The 18,326-nt window shown below is 69.7% G+C and carries 11 protein-coding genes; 8 read left to right on the top strand and 3 right to left on the bottom strand.

From position 1 onward, the window contains the following. The first annotated feature begins 66 nt into the window (after window positions 1–66). From AC6CR5_RS16005 to pdeM, 8 genes are all read left to right on the top strand, one after another. The gene (locus AC6CR5_RS16005; RefSeq protein WP_223821509.1) at window positions 67–3,432 is read left to right on the top strand and encodes an ATP-binding response regulator; all 3,366 of its coding nucleotides are present in this window, start codon (window positions 67–69) and stop codon (window positions 3,430–3,432) included. A 66-nt stretch (window positions 3,433–3,498) separates the two neighbouring features. After that, entirely contained in the window at window positions 3,499–4,005 is a 507-nt protein-coding gene (locus tag AC6CR5_RS16000; protein ID WP_020926453.1) for a sigma-70 family RNA polymerase sigma factor, read from the top strand. Then, window positions 3,987–4,994 (top strand): FecR domain-containing protein, encoded by a 1,008-nt coding sequence (locus AC6CR5_RS15995; RefSeq protein ID WP_223821510.1) that lies wholly within the window; start codon window positions 3,987–3,989, stop codon window positions 4,992–4,994. Before AC6CR5_RS16000 ends, AC6CR5_RS15995 begins: the two co-directional genes overlap by 19 nt. Window positions 4,995–5,128: 134 nt before the next feature. After that, window positions 5,129–7,633, top strand: a complete 2,505-nt coding sequence (locus tag AC6CR5_RS15990) for a TonB-dependent siderophore receptor (RefSeq protein ID WP_498084710.1) — start codon at window positions 5,129–5,131, stop codon at window positions 7,631–7,633. Between the two features lie 95 nt (window positions 7,634–7,728). Beyond that, entirely contained in the window at window positions 7,729–8,733 is a 1,005-nt protein-coding gene (locus AC6CR5_RS15985) for a ligase-associated DNA damage response exonuclease (RefSeq protein ID WP_006386018.1), read from the top strand. 75 nt (window positions 8,734–8,808) lie between these two features. Beyond that, on the top strand, window positions 8,809–10,413 hold the full coding sequence (locus tag AC6CR5_RS15980; RefSeq protein ID WP_498084709.1) for an ATP-dependent DNA ligase: 1,605 nt from the start codon (window positions 8,809–8,811) through the stop codon (window positions 10,411–10,413). Next, complete coding sequence (locus tag AC6CR5_RS15975) at window positions 10,410–12,866, top strand: ligase-associated DNA damage response DEXH box helicase (RefSeq protein WP_498084708.1); 2,457 nt, start codon at window positions 10,410–10,412, stop codon at window positions 12,864–12,866. Before AC6CR5_RS15980 ends, AC6CR5_RS15975 begins: the two co-directional genes overlap by 4 nt. Further along, window positions 12,850–13,515 carry a ligase-associated DNA damage response endonuclease PdeM gene (gene pdeM, locus AC6CR5_RS15970; protein WP_498084707.1) on the top strand — a complete coding sequence of 222 codons (666 nt, stop codon included), beginning with the start codon at window positions 12,850–12,852 and terminating at the stop codon, window positions 13,513–13,515. The genes AC6CR5_RS15975 and pdeM overlap by 17 nt, the downstream gene beginning before the upstream one ends. 82 nt (window positions 13,516–13,597) lie before the next feature. On the opposite strand, the gene AC6CR5_RS15965 is transcribed toward pdeM, so the two are convergent. Genes AC6CR5_RS15965 through AC6CR5_RS15955 form a run of 3 tightly spaced genes read right to left on the bottom strand, consistent with a single transcriptional unit; the run spans window position 13,598 to window position 18,260 of the window. Further along, a complete protein-coding gene (locus AC6CR5_RS15965; protein WP_498084706.1) occupies window positions 13,598–15,340 on the bottom strand; it encodes an ABC transporter ATP-binding protein in 1,743 nt (580 codons plus the stop codon). Then, complete coding sequence (locus AC6CR5_RS15960; protein ID WP_498084705.1) at window positions 15,337–17,073, bottom strand: ABC transporter ATP-binding protein; 1,737 nt, start codon at window positions 17,071–17,073, stop codon at window positions 15,337–15,339. Before AC6CR5_RS15960 ends, AC6CR5_RS15965 begins: the two co-directional genes overlap by 4 nt. Next, on the bottom strand, window positions 17,070–18,260 hold the full coding sequence (locus AC6CR5_RS15955) for an MFS transporter (protein ID WP_498084704.1): 1,191 nt from the start codon (window positions 18,258–18,260) through the stop codon (window positions 17,070–17,072). The genes AC6CR5_RS15960 and AC6CR5_RS15955 overlap by 4 nt, the downstream gene beginning before the upstream one ends. Window positions 18,261–18,326: the final 66 nt, after the last annotated feature.

Here is an 18,326-nt window from a genome sequence, read left to right as displayed (position 1 = left end):
CCATCGAAGCATCCGGCCAAGCCTGGCGGTCGCCGGATCAGGCGGCTCTTTCCTACAGGAGAACCCTTGCAACTCGACCCGAGTTTGAAATTCCTGCCAGATCAGGGCGAGGTCGCGCGGCATCTGCGGCAACTGGATTGGGACTCGACTTCGATCGGGCCGCCCGCCCTGTGGCCGCAGAATCTGCGCACGGCATTGAGCCTGTGCCTGAGTTCCCGCTTTCCCATCCTGCTCTGGTGGGGCGAGGATTTCAGCGTCCTGTACAACGATGCCTATGTTCCGTTCCTGGGCGCCCACAAGCATCCGGCGGCCCTTGGCCGGCCCGGGCAGGAATGCTGGAGCGAGATCTGGCCCGAAATCGGCCCGATGCTTGCGGGTGTCTATCGCAGCGGCCAGGCTACCTGGTCCTACGACGAGGAATACTATTTCGACCGCCACCTGCCGCGCGAAGAAGTCTACGTCACCTTCACCTACGGCCCGATCCTGGCGGCGGATGGCGTCACCGTCCAGGGCGTTTTCTGCCCCTGCACCGAGACCACCGAGAAGATCGTCAGCGCGCGGCGTCTGGAAACCTTGCGCGAGCTCGGTGCGCAGCCGGTGCCGGCCGCCGGGCCGGCCGCCACGGCGGGGCGTATCTGCGATGTGCTGGCGCGCAACCCGCGCGACGTGCCGTTCTGCCTGATCTATCGATGCGGCGACCCGGACTTCGAACTGCTAGCCGCGACCGGCGTGAATGCGCAGTCGCGCCCGGCGGTCCACTGGCCCCTGGCTGCCGTCGCCGGCAATGGCGAACCGCAGACCGTGGCGCTGGCGTCGTTGGGGCTGGCATTGCCAGGCGGGCCCTGGCCCGATCTGGCCGCATGGGCGCGCATCCTGCCGTTGCGCTGGACCGCTGACGGCTCGGTCTCGGGCGTCATGGTGCTGGGCGTCAGTGCGCGGCGGCCGCTGGATAGCGCCTACCGCGACTTCCTCGACCTGGTCGCCCAGCATTCGGCCAGCGCCATCGCCAGCGCCGTCGCCTATGAGCAGGAGGCTCGGCGCGCCGAAGCCCTGGCGGAGCTGGATCGCGCCAAGACCATTTTTTTTTCCAACGTCAGCCACGAGTTCCGGACGCCGCTCACGCTGATTCTCGGACCGCTGCAACAGGCGCTGGCGCAGCCGTCGGCAGGCCTGGAACGCGAGACGCTGGAACTGCTGTTGCGCAATGCGCTGCGCCTGCAGAAGCTGGTGAACTCGCTGCTGGATTTTTCGCGTATCGAAGGGGGCGGCATGGTGGCGCGGCTGCAGCCCACCGACCTGGCCCGCGCCACCCAGGAGCACGCCAGCGCGTTCCGATCGGCGATGGAGAGCGCGGGGCTGGCCTTGTCGGTACAGTGCGACGCGGTGCCCATTGTGCTCATCGATCGCGACTGGTACGAAAGAATCGTGCTGAACCTGTTGTCCAACGCGTTCAAGTACACCTTGCGGGGATCGATCGACGTGGCCTTGCGCGACAGCGGCGATGAGGTGGTCCTGTCCGTGCGGGATACCGGTGTCGGCATCGCCCGCTCGGACCTGGCCAATATCTTCCAGCGCTTTCACCGCGGCCAAAGTCCGGCGGCCCGCAGCCACGAAGGCTCGGGTATCGGGCTGGCGCTGGTGCGTGAATTGGTCAAGCTGTTGGGCGGCGCCATCAGCGTCGATAGCGAGCCGGGCGTGGGCAGCGTGTTCACGGTCACGCTGCCCAAGAAACAGGCGAGCGCGGCCGATGGCAAGGTCGCCCACGAACCCGTCGCGGGCAATGCCACGATGCAGGCCCGGCAGGAAGCGTCGCGCTGGCTGGCCAACGCATCCCCGGCGCTTGCATCCGCGGGCGCCGCCAATCGCCCGCGGATCCTCTGCGCTGACGACAATGCCGATCTGCGCGAGTACCTGCGCAGCCTGCTCGCCGCTGATTACGATGTGCGCATTGCCGCCGATGGCGCGACAGCCCTGCGCAGCGCGCGGCAGGATCCGCCCGACCTGGTGATCACCGACATCATGATGCCGGGCATGGACGGGCTGACCTTGCTGCAGGCCCTGCGCGGCGATGCGCGGACGCGGACCGTGCCGGTGATCCTGCTGTCGGCGCGCGCCGGGCAGGAAGCGCGCGTCGAAGGCCTCGATGCGGGCGCCGACGATTATCTGGTCAAGCCATTCTCGCCCGCCGAATTGCAGGCGCGGGTTGGCGCGCATTTGCGGTTGGCGATGTTGCGCCAAGAAACCCAGGCGGCATTGCGCGACGCCAACGAACGCAAGGACGAGTTCCTGGCCATGCTGGCGCATGAACTGCGCAACCCGCTGGCGCCGCTGCACAATGGACTGCACCTGTTGCGGCATTCGGAGGTGGACGCCGCCGGCACGGTGCGCGTCCATGAGATGCTCGCGCGCCAGGTCAGCCACATCGCGCGGCTGGTGGATGACCTGCTGGACATCGCCCGCATCAACAGTGGCAAGATCCTGCTGCGCAAGGCGCCGGTGGACCTGGCGGAGCTGCTGCGCAACGCGCTGGAGGCAAGCCGCGGACAGATCGAGGCGGCCGGACACACCGTGAGCGTGACCCTGCCGGAGCAACCGGTGATGATGCAGGCCGATGCGGTGCGACTGACGCAAGTGGTCTCCAACCTGCTCAACAACGCAGCCAAATATACCGACCGGGGCGGCCATATCGTCCTGAAGGGCACCCAGGATGCGGCGGGCGAATTCATCCTTTCGGTGCGGGATAACGGACGCGGTATTCCGGTGGATATGCTGACACGTGTCTTCGAGCCTTTCGTGCAGGTCGATGGCCGGCGCGGGTCGGGCGGCCTGGGCGTGGGGCTCACGCTGGTGGCGCGCCTGGTGGCGTTGCACGGAGGCAGCGTGAGGGCGGCGAGCCAGGGACCCGGAACGGGCTGCGAGATCGTCGTGCGCCTGCCGGTGCAGGCCGCGTCGCCGCGCCAAGTGGCGCCGCAAGGCGGCCAGGCCGCGCCCAGGCAGAAACTTGGTCGTATCCTGGTGGTGGACGACAACACCGCTTCCGCGGACACCACCGCCATGGTGCTCCAGGCGTTCGGCGCGCAGGTTGGGGTTGCGCGCGACGGCCGGCAGGCGCTGGCCATGCTGGACGAGTTCGCGCCGGCCGTGATGCTGGTGGACATCGGCATGCCGGGAATGGACGGCCACGAGGTGGCGCGACGGGTGCGCTCGGCGCCGTCGGGCCAGGGCGTCGTGCTGATCGCCATGACGGGGTGGGGCCAGGACGAGGATCGGCGCCATTCCCACGAGGCCGGGTTCGACCATCACCTGGTCAAGCCGGTGGATTTTGCGGCGTTGGAACAACTGCTGGTTTCGCTGGCGCGCCGGCGGCAGCGACGGGGCCCGGCGGGGCTTGATGGCGGCGCGGCCGCTATCCAGGTCGGGAAAATTAGATAATAATAATCGTTCCCATTAAGTTCTATTGCCGCCGTCATGCCGTTGCCAGGCTGGCGGCCTCCTGCCTTGGATACCTCCGACTACGCGATCCCGCCCAGCGTGGAAACCCTTTACGGCGACCATCATTCCTGGCTCCAGGCCTGGCTGCGCCGTCGGCTCGGCAATGCCGCCGACGCGGCCGACCTGGCGCAGGACGCGTTCGTGCGGCTCCTGACCACGCCGCGCCGCTTCGGCAGCCTGCCTGAAGCGCGCGTCTACCTGCGCACCATGGCCGGCGGCCTGTGTGTCGACCTGTGGCGCCGCCGGCGTATCGAACAGGCCTGGCTCGACACGCTCACCGCCCAGCCCGAGGCGCTGGCGCCGTCGGCCGAACATCAGGCGATCGTGCTGGAGGCGCTGCAAGAGATCGACCGCCTGTTGCGCAGCCTGCCCGTGAAGGCGGCTCACGCCTTCGTCATGGCCTCCGGTTGCGGCATGAGCGAAACGGAAGTGGCGGCGGAGCTGGGCGTCAGCACCCGCATGGTGCGCAAGTACATCGCGCAGGCCATGCTGCATTGCCTGAAGACGCTTTGACGACGATGGGCATGCCGCCGCAACGGGGGCACGGGGAGCACGCGGTCCTGGAGCAGGCCGCGCAGTGGTTCGCGCTGCTGCAATCGGAAGAGGCCACCGCCACCGACCGCGAGGCGTGGCGGCGCTGGTGTGATAGCGCCGAGGCGCATCGCGCGGCCTGGGCCCAGGTCGAGCGCGTCGGCCAATTGTTCCGGCCCATCCAGACGGCGCCCGATCCCCATGGCGCGGTCGGCGCCTATCGTGCCGCCACCGCCAATGCAACCCGGCGCCGTGTTGTCCTCGGTCTGGCGCTGGTGGCCGGCGCCGGCCTGACGAGCGGGGTGGCCTGGCGCTACTCGCCGCTGGCCGGCCTGGTCCTGGCCCGCATAGCCGACCATCGCACTGCCACCGGCGAAGTCCGGGAGGTCTTGCTGGCCGATGGCACACGGGTCTGGCTGGGAACGGCAAGCGCCTTCGACACGGACTTCGGCCCGGCGCTGAGGCGCCTGCGGCTGGTCGCGGGCGAAATCCTGGTCAGCACGGCCGGCGGGCAGCAACGGCCGTTCGTGGTGGATACGCCGCAAGGCCGGCTGCGCGCGCTCGGCACGCGCTTCACCGTCAGGCTGGACGCCGGCATCACGCGTATCGCGGTCTACGACGGCGCCGTCCAGGCGCATGGGGCCGATGGCGCCGGCGTGGTCATCCCCGCCGGTTGGCAGGCGCGCCTGACGGCGACGGGACTGTCGCCGATCGAGCCGGTGGACCCGGCCAGCGAAGGCTCGACGCGGGGCTTGTACATTGCCCGCAATGCGCCCCTGGGCGAGGTCTTGCGCGAACTCGGACGCTATCGCGCCGGCCTGCTCAGCGTGTCGCCGGAGGTGGCGGATCTGCCGGTGTTCGGCAGCTACCCGATGACCGAACCCGAACGGGTACTGGCCATGCTGGCTTCGGTCATGCCCATCCGCGTCAGCCATCCCCTGCCGTGGTGGACCCGCGTCACCCCCCGTTGACGGGGCGCCGGCAGGGCGTGGCGGCGGTGGCGCATTTTTTTTGCAAAAGCGGTTCCTGTTTTGGGTGGCTCGTTCGATGAAGCGGGTGAAAGGTCTTCGGACCATCCCCCAATTGCCCATTTGAGGAAGCCCGCATGTCCATCCGAACCCTCCGGCCCCGTCACTTCACCGAGCCGGCGCGCCGCCCCGATGCGGCCCGCCGCGCGCCGCTCGCGCGCAGCCTGGCACAACTGGCCTGCGCCGGGGCGCTGGTGGCGATGGCGGGCGGATTGCCGGTCGCCGCCGCCCAGGAGGCCGGCGCGGTGACGGACGGCGCGGCGCGCCGCTACGACATCCCGGCCGGCCCGCTCGATGCCGTACTGGCGCGCTATGCGGCCGAATCCGGCGTGCTGCTTGCCAGCCCGCCCGGCCTGGTGCAAGGGCGCCACAGCCCCGGGGTGCAAGGCACCTACGATTCACAGGCCGCGCTCATGGCGGCGTTGTCGGGAACCGGCGTGGAAGCGGTCAGGGATGCCCAGGGCCAATACCGGCTGCGCGCGGCTACCAGCGCCGAGGTTGCAACCCTGGCGCCGGTCACCGTGCCGGGTCTGGGCATCGCCACCACCGAAGGCACCGGTTCGTACGCTTCGAACGTGGTGACGATCGCCAAGGGCGACCAATCATTGCGCGAGATCCCGCAGGCGGTCTCGGTGATTACCCGCCAGCGCATGGACGACCAGAACATTACCGATATCCGCGACGCGCTCAATCACGCGCCAGGCGTGTCGATGGTGGCGAACGAGCCGGGCGGGCAGTTTTATTCGCGCGGATTCTTCATCCAGAGCTACCAGTTCGACGGCGTGCCGCTGGAACGGCAGCTCTACGCGCGCGGTTCGGCCTTCAATTCCGATGCGGCTCTCTATGACCGCGTGGAAATCATGCGCGGTCCGCAAGGGCTTTTCGAAGGAGCCGGCGACCCGTCGGGCTCGGTGAACATGGTCCGCAAGCGGCCGACGCCGCAGCGCCAGTTCGTCTTCACCGGCAAGGCCGGCTCGTGGGACCAGTACGGCGCGCAGGCCGACCTGGGCGGCGCGCTCAATGACAGCAAGAGCGTGCGCGGCCGCGTGGTGGTGAACTACGACACCGCCGGTTCGTTCCGCGACTATATCAACTCCCATGACCGCACCTTCTACGGCGCGCTGGACATCGACCTGGGCGCCGCCACCACCGTCGGCATCGGCTACAGCCGCGAGAAGCCCTATGGCGTGATCGACTGGTCGGGCCTGCCCAACTATGCCGACGGGTCCATGCCCGACTATGCGCGTTCCACCAACCTGAGCGCGCCGTGGAACCATGCCTCGAAAACGCAGGACACCTGGTTCGCCGACCTGACCCACCGTTTCGCCAATGGCTGGAAATTCAAGGCCGCCCTGGTGCGCGTGCAAGAGGCCAACGACATCAAGTACCTGCTGCGCACGGGACGGTTGGGACCGCCCAATACCTACCGTGGCGACGCCTATGCGTTCGACATGGAGTCCAGGAACCTGGGCGGCGACACCTATCTGACGGGGGATACCACGCTGTTCGGCCGCAAGCTCGGCCTGACGGTGGGGGCCAACTTTTCGCACCTGCGCAGCAACGACACCTGGGGTTGGCTGCGCAACGTCGAAACCCTGAACCGCAGCCCGTATCAACGATTCACCGTGCCCGCCCTGAACAGCGACGAAATCATCGCGGCCAACCGCATGGACGATGGCTATCGTTCCGACAAAAAGGGCTTGTACGCCAGCGCGCGCTACCAACTGGCCGATCCGCTGCTGCTGGTGCTGGGCGGCCGCTACTCCTGGTACAAGCAGACCTACATTTCCAATGGGGTCTGGGGCTACAGCGAGACCACGGCCGAGGAGTCCGCGGAGTTCACCCCCTTCGTGGGGGCCGTGGTCACGCTCGACGACCAATGGTCGGCGTATGCCAACTACGCCGACATCTTCCGCCCGCAGAGCCAACGCGGCGTTTCCGGAGAATTCCTTGCGCCGGTGACAGGCCGCAACTATGAGCTGGGCCTAAAGGGTGAGTTGCTGGACGGCCGGGTCGATGTGGGTCTTGCGTTGTTCCGCACCGAGCAGAAGAACGTCGCCTTCGAGGATACCGACGTCCCGCAGGCCGTGGCCAACGCCCAGTGCGGCGGCACCTGCTACCGCCCCACGGCGCAGGTGCGCAGCCAGGGTTTCGAGGCCGAGATCAATGGCGAGGTGCTGCCTGGATTGCAGCTGTCCGCCTCATACACCTATACGCAGACGCGTCACCGGAGCGCCGATGTGCCGGCGGTGGGTTACGACATCTCGGCCAACACGGGGATCCCGCGCCATTTGGCGCGCCTGTGGGCCAACTATCGCCTGCCGGGGGAATGGAGCCGCTATTCGGTGGGCGCCGGCCTGACCACCCAGAGCAAATCGTCAGGCTTCGGCTATTACGGCCGCGAGCAGGGTGGCTACACCGTGCTGGACGCGCGCCTGGGCTACCGCGTGGACGAACGTCTGTCGTTCGCGTTGAACCTGGGCAACCTGACCGACAAGAAGTACTACAGCTCCATCAGCTACGACCACAATTACTACGGCGCGCCGCGCAATTACCTGCTGACGGTGCAGTACAGGATGTAGCGTCGGCGGCGCCGCGTTCGCGGTATAACCGACAGATGCAGCGCCGCGGCTCGCGCACCCCGCGCGAGCCGCGCCCGCCAGATCGGGAGACAGTCATGGCCGACATCGTCCAATTGCGTCCGGAAGGCTTGTATTGCGCCGCGGGCGGGTTCTACATCGATCCCTGGCGCCCCGTGGATGTCGCGGTCCTCACGCACGGCCATGGCGACCATGCCCGCGCAGGCATGGGCCGCTATCACACCAGCGTCGAGGGCCTGCCGATCCTGCGGTGGCGGCTGGGGGACCAGGACTATCGCGTCCATGCGTACGGCGAGCCCTTCACGCTGGGCCGCGCGCGCGTCTCGCTGCACCCCGCGGGCCACGTGCTGGGATCCGCGCAGGTGCGCGTCGAAGTCGATGGCCAGGTGTGGGTCGTGTCGGGCGACTACAAGCGCCAGCCGGACCCCACCTGTACGCCGTTCGAGGTGGTGCCTTGCGACACCTTCATCACGGAAGCGACCTTCGGCCTGCCGATATACCGCTGGCCCAGCGCCGCCGACGTGGCGCGCGACATCGTGCAGTGGCGCGACCACTGCGCGGCGCGCGGCGAGGCCGCCATTCTCTACTGCTATGCGCTGGGCAAGGCGCAGCGCGTGCTGGCCGAACTGATGCCTTTCATCGACCGCCCCGTCTACCTGCATGGCGCGATCGCCGCGGGCGTGGACGTCTATCGCGGCGCGGGCGTGGCAATGGCCGATACGCGCCTGGTCATCGACGCGGAAGGGGCGCCAGCGGCCGCGGGCACGGGATTTGCTGGCGAGCTGGTCCTGGCGCCGCCCTCGGCCGCCGGCAGTGCGTGGCTGCGGCGGTTTCGCAAGGCCCAGCATGGCCTTGCATCGGGCTGGATGCGGCTGCGCGGCAACCGGCGCCGGCGCAACATGGACCGTGGCTTCGTCGTGTCGGACCATGCGGACTGGCCCGATCTGCTGCGCACCGTCCGTCAGACCGGTGCGCGGCGCGTCATCGCCACGCACGGCGACACCGACGCGCTGGTGCGCACCCTGAACGAATCAGGCATCGCCGCCGAGACGCTGGCCACGCAGTACGGCGAAGACGACTAGGAGCCGTGCCCATCCGTGCTGGCAGGCCGCGGGACAGGCGCTTTTTTTTGGATCGGCAGGAGAACGGACGCAGGCATGAAGCGATTCGCGGCGTTGTATCAGGAACTGGACCGCAGTACCGCCACCTTGGACAAGCGCGCGGCGCTGGTGGCGTACTTCCGTGATGCGCCGCCCCGCGACGCGGCATGGGCGTTGTATCTGCTGGCCGGCGGCAAGATCACCAGCGCGCGCAGGAAGATCGCGGCGGTCGGCGAACTGCGCGCCTGGGTCGCGAGCGCGTCCGACACCGCGCCCTGGCTGGTGGATGCCTGCTATGACCAGGTCGGCGACCTGGCCGAGACGCTGGCGCTGCTGGTTCCCGACCCCGCCACCGCCGCGCCCGAACGCGGCCTGGCCGATTGGATCGAAGAGATCCTGTTGCCCGTGGCCAATCGCGACGAGGGCGAGCGCCGCGAGGTCATCGTGGCCGCATGGATGGGCCTGCCGTATGCGGAACGCCTGGTCTTCAACAAACTGCTGACCGGCGCCCTGCGCGTCGGCGTGTCGCAGCGGATGGTGCAGCAGGCGCTGGCGGAGATGTCGGGCGTGCCCATCGCGCGCATCGCGCAGCGCATGCTAGGCGCGTGGTCGCCCAGCCCCGCCTTCCTGCGTGACTTGCTGAGCGCCGAGGAATTGCCCGGCGACCGCCAGCAGCCTTACCCCTTCTTTCTGGCCTCGCCGCTGGAGGGCGATCCGGCGCTGCTGGGGCCGATCGGCGACTGGCTGCTCGAATGGAAGTGGGACGGCATTCGCGCGCAATTGATACGGCGGCGCGGCGAGGTGGCATTGTGGTCGCGCGGCGAGGAGCGGCTGGACGGCCGGTTTCCGGAGGTCGAGGCCGCCGCCGCGGCGCTGGATGTGGACTGCGTCATGGACGGGGAGCTGCTGGCCTGGCAGGACGACACAGCCGGTCCCATGCCGTTTTCGGCCTTGCAGACCCGCATCCAGCGTCTCAAGCCCGGGCCCAAGTGGCTGGCCGAGGCGCCGGTGCGCCTGCTGGCCTATGACCTGCTGGAGCTGGAGGGCGCCGATCTGCGCGACCTGCCGCAAACCGAGCGGCGCGCCCGGCTGGAAGTGTTGCTGCGCCGGCATCCGGACCCGCGCCTGCTGCTGTCGCCGATCGTCGCGCCCGAAAGCTGGGACGAGGCCCGCCTGCTGCGCGCGCAATCGCGCGAACGCGGCGTCGAGGGCTTCATGCTCAAGCGCGGCGCCGCGCCGTACCAGAGCGGCCGGCGGCGCGGCGACTGGTGGAAGTGGAAGATCGATCCGCTCACCATCGACGCGGTGCTGCTGTATGCGCAGTCCGGCCACGGCCGCCGCAGCACGCTCTACACCGACTACACCTTCGGCCTGTGGGATGGCGATGCGCTGGTGCCCATCGCCAAGGCCTATTCGGGCCTGGACGACAAGGAGATCCTGGAACTGGACCGTTGGCTGCGCGCCCACACGCGCGAGCGTTTCGGCCCGGTGCGCTCGGTTGATCCGGTACAGGTGTTCGAGCTGGGTTTCGAGGGCGTCAACCTGTCCAAGCGCCACAAGTCGGGCGTGGCGGTGCGTTTTCCGCGCATCCTGCGCTGGCGGCATGACAAGCGCGCCGACCAGGCCGACCAGCTCGACACGCTCAAGGCGCTGGCGCGATGAGCGCCATGCGCCGTGGCCGGGATGCGCCGCTGGCGGCATGGTTCGCGGCCCGCGGCTGGAAGCCCGCCCCGTTTCAGCGCGAGACGTGGCGGCGCTATCTGGATGGCGAATCGGGCCTGCTGCACACGCCCACGGGTAGCGGCAAGACCCTGGCGGCATTCGGTGGCCCGCTGCTGGAGGCCCTGGCCGGTGACGCGCCCATGGCCCCGGGTGAAGGGCCGCGGGTGCTGTGGGTCACGCCGTTGCGGGCGCTCGCCGCCGACACCACCCGCGCGCTGACGCAGACGGCGGCCGACATGGGCCTGGCGTGGACGGTGGCGCTGCGCACGGGCGATGCCAGCGCCCGCGACAAGCGCCTGGCGCGGCAGGGCAAGGCGCAGGCGCTGGTGATCACGCCCGAATCCCTGGCCCTGCTGCTTTCCTACGCCGACGCGTCGTCGCGTTTTCGCGCCCTGCGCTGCATCGTGGTGGACGAATGGCACGAATTGCTGGGCAACAAGCGTGGCGTGCTGCTGCAGCTATGCCTGGCTCGCCTGCGGCGCCTGTCGCCCGGTGTGCGGACCTGGGGCCTGTCCGCCACGCTCGGCAACCTGGAAGAGGCCCGCGCCGTGTTGCTGCCGCACGCGCCGGGCAGCGCCCTGGTGGCGGGCGCGCGGCCGCGGCGGATGCAGATATCGACGCTGCTGCCCGAGCGCAGCCGCGCCCTGCCATGGGCCGGGCACCTGGGCCTGTCGCAGCTGGAGCGGGTGTTCAAGCGCCTCTTCGACGTGCGCGCGACGCTCCTGTTCACCAATACCCGCGCCCAGGCCGAGCTGTGGCATCGCGCCCTGGAATCCATCTGGCCCGAGGCCCCCGCCACACTGGCGCTGCATCATGGATCGCTGGACCCGAAGCTGCGCGCCGCCGTGGAACAGGGCTTGCGCGACGGCACGGTGCGCTGCGTGGTGGCCACATCCAGCCTGGACCTGGGCGTGGATTTTCCGGCCGTGGACCAGGTCTTGCAGATCGGCAGCCCCAAGGGTGTGGCGCGCCTCCTGCAACGCGCCGGACGCGCCCGCCACCGCCCGGGGGAATCGGGCAACGTGGTCTGCGTGCCGGCACAGGCGCTCGAGCTGATCGAGTATGCCGCCGCCCGCCAGGCGATCGCGCGCGGCGAGATCGAGTCCAGGCCGCCACCAGTCGGCAGCCTGGACGTGCTGGCCCAGCATGCCGTCACGCTGGCGCTGGGTGGTGGCTTCGAGGCGGACGAGCTGTACCGGGAAGTCCGCGGCACCCACGCCTACGCCGCGCTCGATGGCGCGACGTGGCGGGCCGTGCTGGACTTCATCGTGCAGGGCGGCCGCGCGCTGGCGAAGTATCCGGATTACCAACGCGTCGTGCGCGATGACGATGGACGTTACCGTGTGCGCGACCGGCGCGTCGCGTTCCGCCATCGGCTGTCCATCGGCACCATCACCGCCGACGGCGCGGTGGCCGTGAAGTATTTGCGCGGGGGCAGCCTCGGATCGGTGGAAGAAGGTTTCCTGGCCCGCCTGCGGCGTGGCGACCGGTTCCAGTTCGCCGGGCGCACGCTGGAACTGGTGCGGCTGGAGGGCATGGTCGCCTACGTGCGGCGCGCCAAGGGCGGCGATGGCCCGGTCGCGACCTGGCAGGGCGGGCGCATGCCCCTGTCGACGCAACTGGCCAGCGAGGTGGAAAGCCTGTATTCGCATCCCGGTCCGCATCCGGAGATGCGCGCGGTCGAACCGCTGCTGCGGATCCAGGCGCAGGCCAGCGCGCTGCCGGATCGCGGCCGGCTGGTGGCCGAGCGGATCGGTTCGCGCCGCGGCATGCATCTGTTCCTGTTCCCGTTCGCCGGCCGAGCCGTGCATGAAGGCATCGCGGCAATGATCGCGCTGCGCTGGGGCCGACGGCAGGCCAACACGATCTCCTATACGGTCAACGACTACGGGCTGATGCTGACGCTGGCCGAGCCGGCCGCGCTGGACGACGCCCTGCTGCGCCAGCTGCTCAGCCCCGACAACATGGCCGATGACCTGCGCGACGGCGTGAACCTGGGCGAAATGGCGCGCCGGCAGTTTCGCGAGATCGCGCGCGTGGCGGGCCTGCTGACCCCGTCGCTCCCCGGCCAGGCGGCGCGTTCGCTGCGCCAGGTGCAGGCATCGAGCGGCCTGCTGTACGACGTCCTGCGCCGCTACGACCCGGACCATCTGCTGTTGGCCCAAGCGGAGCGCGAAGTGTTCGAGCTGCAGCTGGAAGCGCCGCGCCTGCTGGCGGCGTTGCACGACTGCCAGCGGCGCGAGCTGCTGTTGCGCGAACCGCGGGCGCTGACGCCGCTGTCGTTTCCGCTCTGGACGGAGAGCATGCGCGGGCAATTGAGCACCGAGACCTGGCAAGCGCGCGTCAGGCGCGCCGCGGCGCAACTGGAGAAGCGCTATGAACGCATCACCTGACGACGAGCTGGACATCGTGCTGGCGGGCGAGGCCATGGTGCTATCGGGGGCGCGGGCGATGTTCTGGCCCGCCCGGGGGCGCTTGATCATTGCCGACCTGCACCTGGGGAAAAGCCATGTCTTCCGGCGCGCGGGCATCGCGGTGCCCAGTGGCGCCACGCGCGGCGACCTGGACCGCCTGGCCGCCCTGGTTGCGCGCACGGCCGCCCGCGAGCTGTGGATCGTGGGCGACCTGTTGCACGGACCCGCCGCGCAGGCGGCCTGGCGCGACGCGTGGCTGGAATGGCGGCGCCAGCATGCCGGGCTGGACGTCGCCGTGCTGGCGGGCAATCACGACCGCGCGCTGGACGGCGGAGTCCTGGAAGTGCGACAGCTCGGTGATGCCTGCGTGGATGGTCCCTTCCTGTTCAGTCACATCCCGCGGGCGGGAGCGAACGGCCAGCACGTCATCGCGGGGCACGTGCATCCGAAGACGTCGGTGCCGGGAGTGCCGCGCAGTTGGCCGGCGTTCTGGCTGCGTACGGGCCTCACGGTCCTGCCGGCCTTTTCGGACTTCACTGGCGGTCACCTCGTGGATGGCGGTGAAGGCGGGTTGATCGTCGCCTGCGTGGCTGGCACGCCGATCCCCGTGGCGGGGCGCCTGCGGTGAGGGCTTCCACCTTGAGCGGCGCTGTGTGTCGAACGCCGCGGTTTCATGGACAGGTGGCCGCGCGCGGCGGGCGAGGTGTGCCTCAGCCCTGTTGCGCCAGCCACATCTGGCGATAGCGGCCCGGGACAGCCAGCGGTTGCGCGTGCGTGCCGCGCTGCGTGATGCGACCGTCCTCGAACACCAGGATGCGATCCGCCGCGACGATGGTCGACAGGCGGTGGGCGATCACGATGACGCTGCGGTCCGCGACCAGGGTATCGATGGCTGCCTGCACCGCCAGTTCGCTCTCGGTGTCGAGCGCGGCGGTGGGCTCGTCCAGGATCACGATCGGCGCGTTCTTGAGGATGGCGCGCGCGATCGACAGGCGCTGGCGTTCGCCGCCCGACAGCTTGCCGCCAGCCTCGCCCAGGCGGGTCTGCCAGCCTTGCGGCAGGCGCTCGATGAAGTCCAGGCAATGGGCGGCGCGGGCGGCGGCGTGGATGTCAGCCTCGCTGGCATCGGGCCTTGCCATGCCGATGTTGCCGAGCACGGTGTCGTCGAACAGGTGCACATCCTGGAACACGGTCGAGATCAGGCGGTTCAGGTCGGCGGCTGGCAGGCTGCGGATGTCCACGCCGCCGATGCGGACCGCGCCGCGTTGCGGATCGGCGTGCCGCATCAGCAGGCGCGTCAGCGTGGTCTTGCCGGAGCCCGAAGGGCCCACCAGCGCGGTCAGGCCTCGCGCCGGCAGATCCAGATCGATATCGCGCAGGGCTGGCGCACTGCCGCCGGCGTAGCGGAATTCGAGACCGTTGATACGGATGCGCGCCGGTCCGCCAGGGCCGCCCTCTGACGGCCATTGCGGCAGCGGCGCCACCGCCCGTACGTCTTCGATGCGGGCCAGGGCGGCCTCGATCAGCGCCAGGATCGTGGTGAAGTTCACGAAGGTCGCCAGCGGCTCGGCAAAGCGCGCCACCAGCACCAGTACCGCGCCGAGAGCCGCGGGAGCCAGGCTCCCCTGGGTGACCCACAGCATGCCGCAGCCCAGGATTGCCAGCATCCCGGATTCGACGATGGCGGCCACCATCAACGACGGCTTGGCGCCGCGCCGGTGATGCTCGCGCTGCAATCGTTCCACCTGCTCGAACCCGGCGCGCAGGCGTTCATTGGCGGCGCCGGCTCGGCCCGTCGCCAGGCACACGGGCAGCCCTTGCATGTACTCGAGCAGTTCCGCGTTCAAGGCTTCATTGGCGCGGCCCGTGGCCGCATGCCCGCGATCCAGCGCCGGCCGGCGCCAGCGGTAGAGCGGCACGATCACGGGAAACACCAGCATCAGCGCCATGCCCAGTCGCCAGTCCCAGGCCAGCAGCGCCAGCGCGGTCGTGGCCGGCGTAACCGCGGCGCCCAGGATCAGGTTGATCACCGTCAGCGCGTAGTTCATCTGCTCGTCGACGCCGCCCAGCAGCTTGGCGGCGATGCCGCCGGTGCGGTGGGCCTGCAGCGCCTCCAGCGGCATGCGCCGCAGTTGCTCGCCCAGCAGCACGCGCAGCTCGTGCGTGGCGCGCGCCATGTGGCCGCGATAGTCGAAGCCCTGCGCGCGCCAGCGCAGGATGATGGCGGCGGCTGCCAGCAAGGTGAAGCCCGCCAGCCAGCCCAGCGCGGCGCGCCAGGGATCGCCGCGGGTCACGTGGACGAACAGGGGCACGATGCAGGCCAGCGACAGGCCCTGGCACACGGCGGCGGCCAGCAACAGGCACAGGCTGGCGCGCAGGCGGCCGGCCTGGCTGCCTGCGCTGCGGAGAAGGCGGCGATAGGTGTCGCGCCAGGGAGCGGGAGGGGTCGTCATGAGGGTTGCTCGCCCAAGGTCCAGCGGCGGGCGCGTTGATGGTTGTTCCAGAGCTGGGCATAGAGGCCGCCCGCCGCGAGCAGGGTGTCGTGCGTGCCGGATTCGGCGAGCCGGCCACGGTCCAGCACCAGGATCTGGTCGGCGTGACGGATGCTGGCGAGCCGGTGCGCGACCATGATGACGGTGCGGCCGCGCATCAGCGCGGCCAGCGCGGCGCCGACCGCGCGTTCGTTTTCGGGATCGGTGGCGGCGGTGGCTTCGTCCAGCACCAGGATCGGGCGGTCCATCAGCACGGCGCGGGCGATCGTCAGGCGCTGGCGCTGGCCGCCGGACAGGTCCTTGCCGCCTTCGCGCAGCACGGTGGCGTAGCCGTCGGGCAGCGCGAGGATGAAGTCGTGCGCCTGCGCCGCCCGGGCGGCGGCCTCGATCTCGGCGGGGCGGGCATCGGGGCGGCCCATGGCGATGTTCTCGGCCACGCTGCCGGAGAACAGGAAGTTGTCCTGGAACACGAAGGCGACATGCTCGAACAGGGTCTCGCGTTCCAGGTCGCGCACGTCGACGCCGCCCACCAGCAGGCGCCCGGCATCGATGTCCCAGAAGCGGGCGATCAACCGCGCCACGGTGCTCTTGCCGGCGCCTGAACGGCCGACCAGCGCCGTCACCTGGCCGGCATGCGCGGTGAAACTCAGGTTGTCCAGCGCGGTATGGCCACCATAGCCGAAGCGCACATCCTCGAAGCACAAGGTGGCGTCGGCCGGCCGCCGCTGCGGCGCGCGGGCCGGCGGCAGCGGCGCGATCGCCAGCACCTGCTGGATGCGCGCCACGCTCAGCTTGGCCTGGTCGATCATGTGCGCCAGCGACATCATCGGGAACATGGCTTCGGCCATGCCCATGCCGAACAGCAGCAAGGCCAGCCAGATTGGAAAGCCGAGCTGGCCCTGCGCCGTCCACCAGGCGCCCAGCCACAGCAGCACCGCAAGGGTCGGCAGCGGCCCGAGCGCGGCAATCGCGAAGCGGGAACTGAAGCTGGCGCCGCGATACCAGTCGGTCAGCATCGCCAGGTAGCGCTCCAGGGCGCGGTGGTAGCGTCCGAAGGTGCTCTGGCCGGTATCGAAGGTGCGCACCACGGGCATGGCCTGCACGTATTCGATCACCGCGGCGCTGACCTGTTCGCGCGCCTGGTGGTAGCGCCGCGTCATGGCTCCGCGGCCGCGCATCGCCAGCGACAGGACCGCCACGCCTACCGCCAGCACGCCCACGGCGGCCAGTGCCATGCGCCAGTCCAGCGCGAACAGCAGCGCCGCGCTGAACAGCGGCATGGCGTAGGCGCGGGCGAACAGCGGCGTGCTGTCGGCCACGAAAACGTGCAGCGCCTGCACGTCGTTCTGCACCACCTTGGCCAGCGGGCCGCTGCCCAGCGCCTGCAATTCGCCGAAGGAAAGCCGCGCCAGGTGCCGCACCAGGTCGTTGCGCAGGATCACTTCCAGGCGGAAGGCGGCGTAGTGCGACTGGTTGAAGGCCTGCAGCCGCAGGAAGCAGGCCAGCAGGGTGCACGCCAGCGCGCCCAGGAACGCGGGCCAGGGATAGGTGTCCGGGGACAGCAGCAACTCGCGCATGGCCAGCGCCAGGCAGGCCAGGCTCGTCAGGCTGCACAGCACGCCGGCCACGGCCAGCCCCATGGCCAGGCGGATCCGGCCGCGCACCGGCCGCATGATTTCCCAGGACTTGTTCATGTTGCTTCCCGGGGAACCCAGCGCGCGGCGGCCAATAGGCCGCATACCGCCAGCACGACCGCCGCGCCGACCACGCCGCCGTAGCCGATGCGGCCGGCCAGCATGGTGCCGGCCGAGGTCAGCAGCATCGCGAAGAAGTGACTCACGCTCATTTGCAGCGTGTAGTCGGTGGCGGGACTGTGCGGCGACGACTGATCCATGATGAGCGTGCACAGCACCGTGGCGGCCGGCGTGTACAGCATGTAGTACAGCACTACCGCCACGCCCGCGACGGTGTGCGAGCCCCAGGCCATGGCGGGCAGCGCCAGGCCGCCAATGCCCACGGCCTGCAACAGCGCCGCCGCGAGCGTGGCGCCACGCCGCGACCAGCGCTTCAACAGGCGGCCGTAGGCCAGCGCCACGAGCAGGCCGGCGGTGGCGCCCACGACGTTGAGCACCAGGCCTATGTCGGCGAGCGACCATCCGGTATCGAGCAGCGATGGCATGATGACTGCGTAGCCGAGCGATGCGGAGGCGGGATAGAGCAACAGCACCAACAGCCAGTGCTTGCGTTGCGGCCCGCGCCAGAAGGTCAGCAGGCGCGCGTGGCTGGCGGGGCCGGCGTTGCGCGGCCATTGCGGTTCACGATAGCCCAGCAGCTGCAGCCATGACACTGCCGTGAGCGCCGCCAGCAACAGGCAGCAGCCGCGCCAGCCCAACCGCGGATAGAGCATCAACATCATGCCGCCGCCCACCAGGTTGCCGATCAGGCCGCCGGCGATCTGCAGACCGTTGCCGAAACCGCGATCAGCGGGGCGGGTCAGCACGCGGCAGGCCAGGCCGTCGAGCGCCACGTCCTGCGCGCCCGAGAACAGCGCGGTCGCCCAGCACAGCAGGTAGATCGTCGTGAAGTCGGCGCGCAGGTCGAGCAGGCCGATCAGGGCCAGGCACAGCACCAACCCGGCCTGGGTCGCCAGCAGCCAGCCGCGGTAATGGCCGCGCAGGCCAGTCGCGTGGCGGTCGATCCAGGGCGCGTACAGCGCCTTCAGCGGCCAGGCCATGCCCATCAGGTAGACCAGGCCGATGGTGTCCAGGCTGGCCCCGCCTTCGCGCAGGATGGCCACCATGGCGATGACGAAGAACATCAGCCCCAGGAACTGGGTACTGTAGAGACTGGCCAGCAAGGCCCAGGTACGGCGCGATGGCACGGGGAAGCTTCTCCGGAGGGATGAGTAGGCGGATCTCGGAAGTGCCTGGAGCGGCGGCGCGGGCCG

Source organism: Achromobacter sp. EG18 (assembly GCF_059759395.1).
The sequence above is the reverse complement of the archived record's forward strand: the minus strand, read 5'-3'. Positions and strand labels throughout refer to the sequence as shown.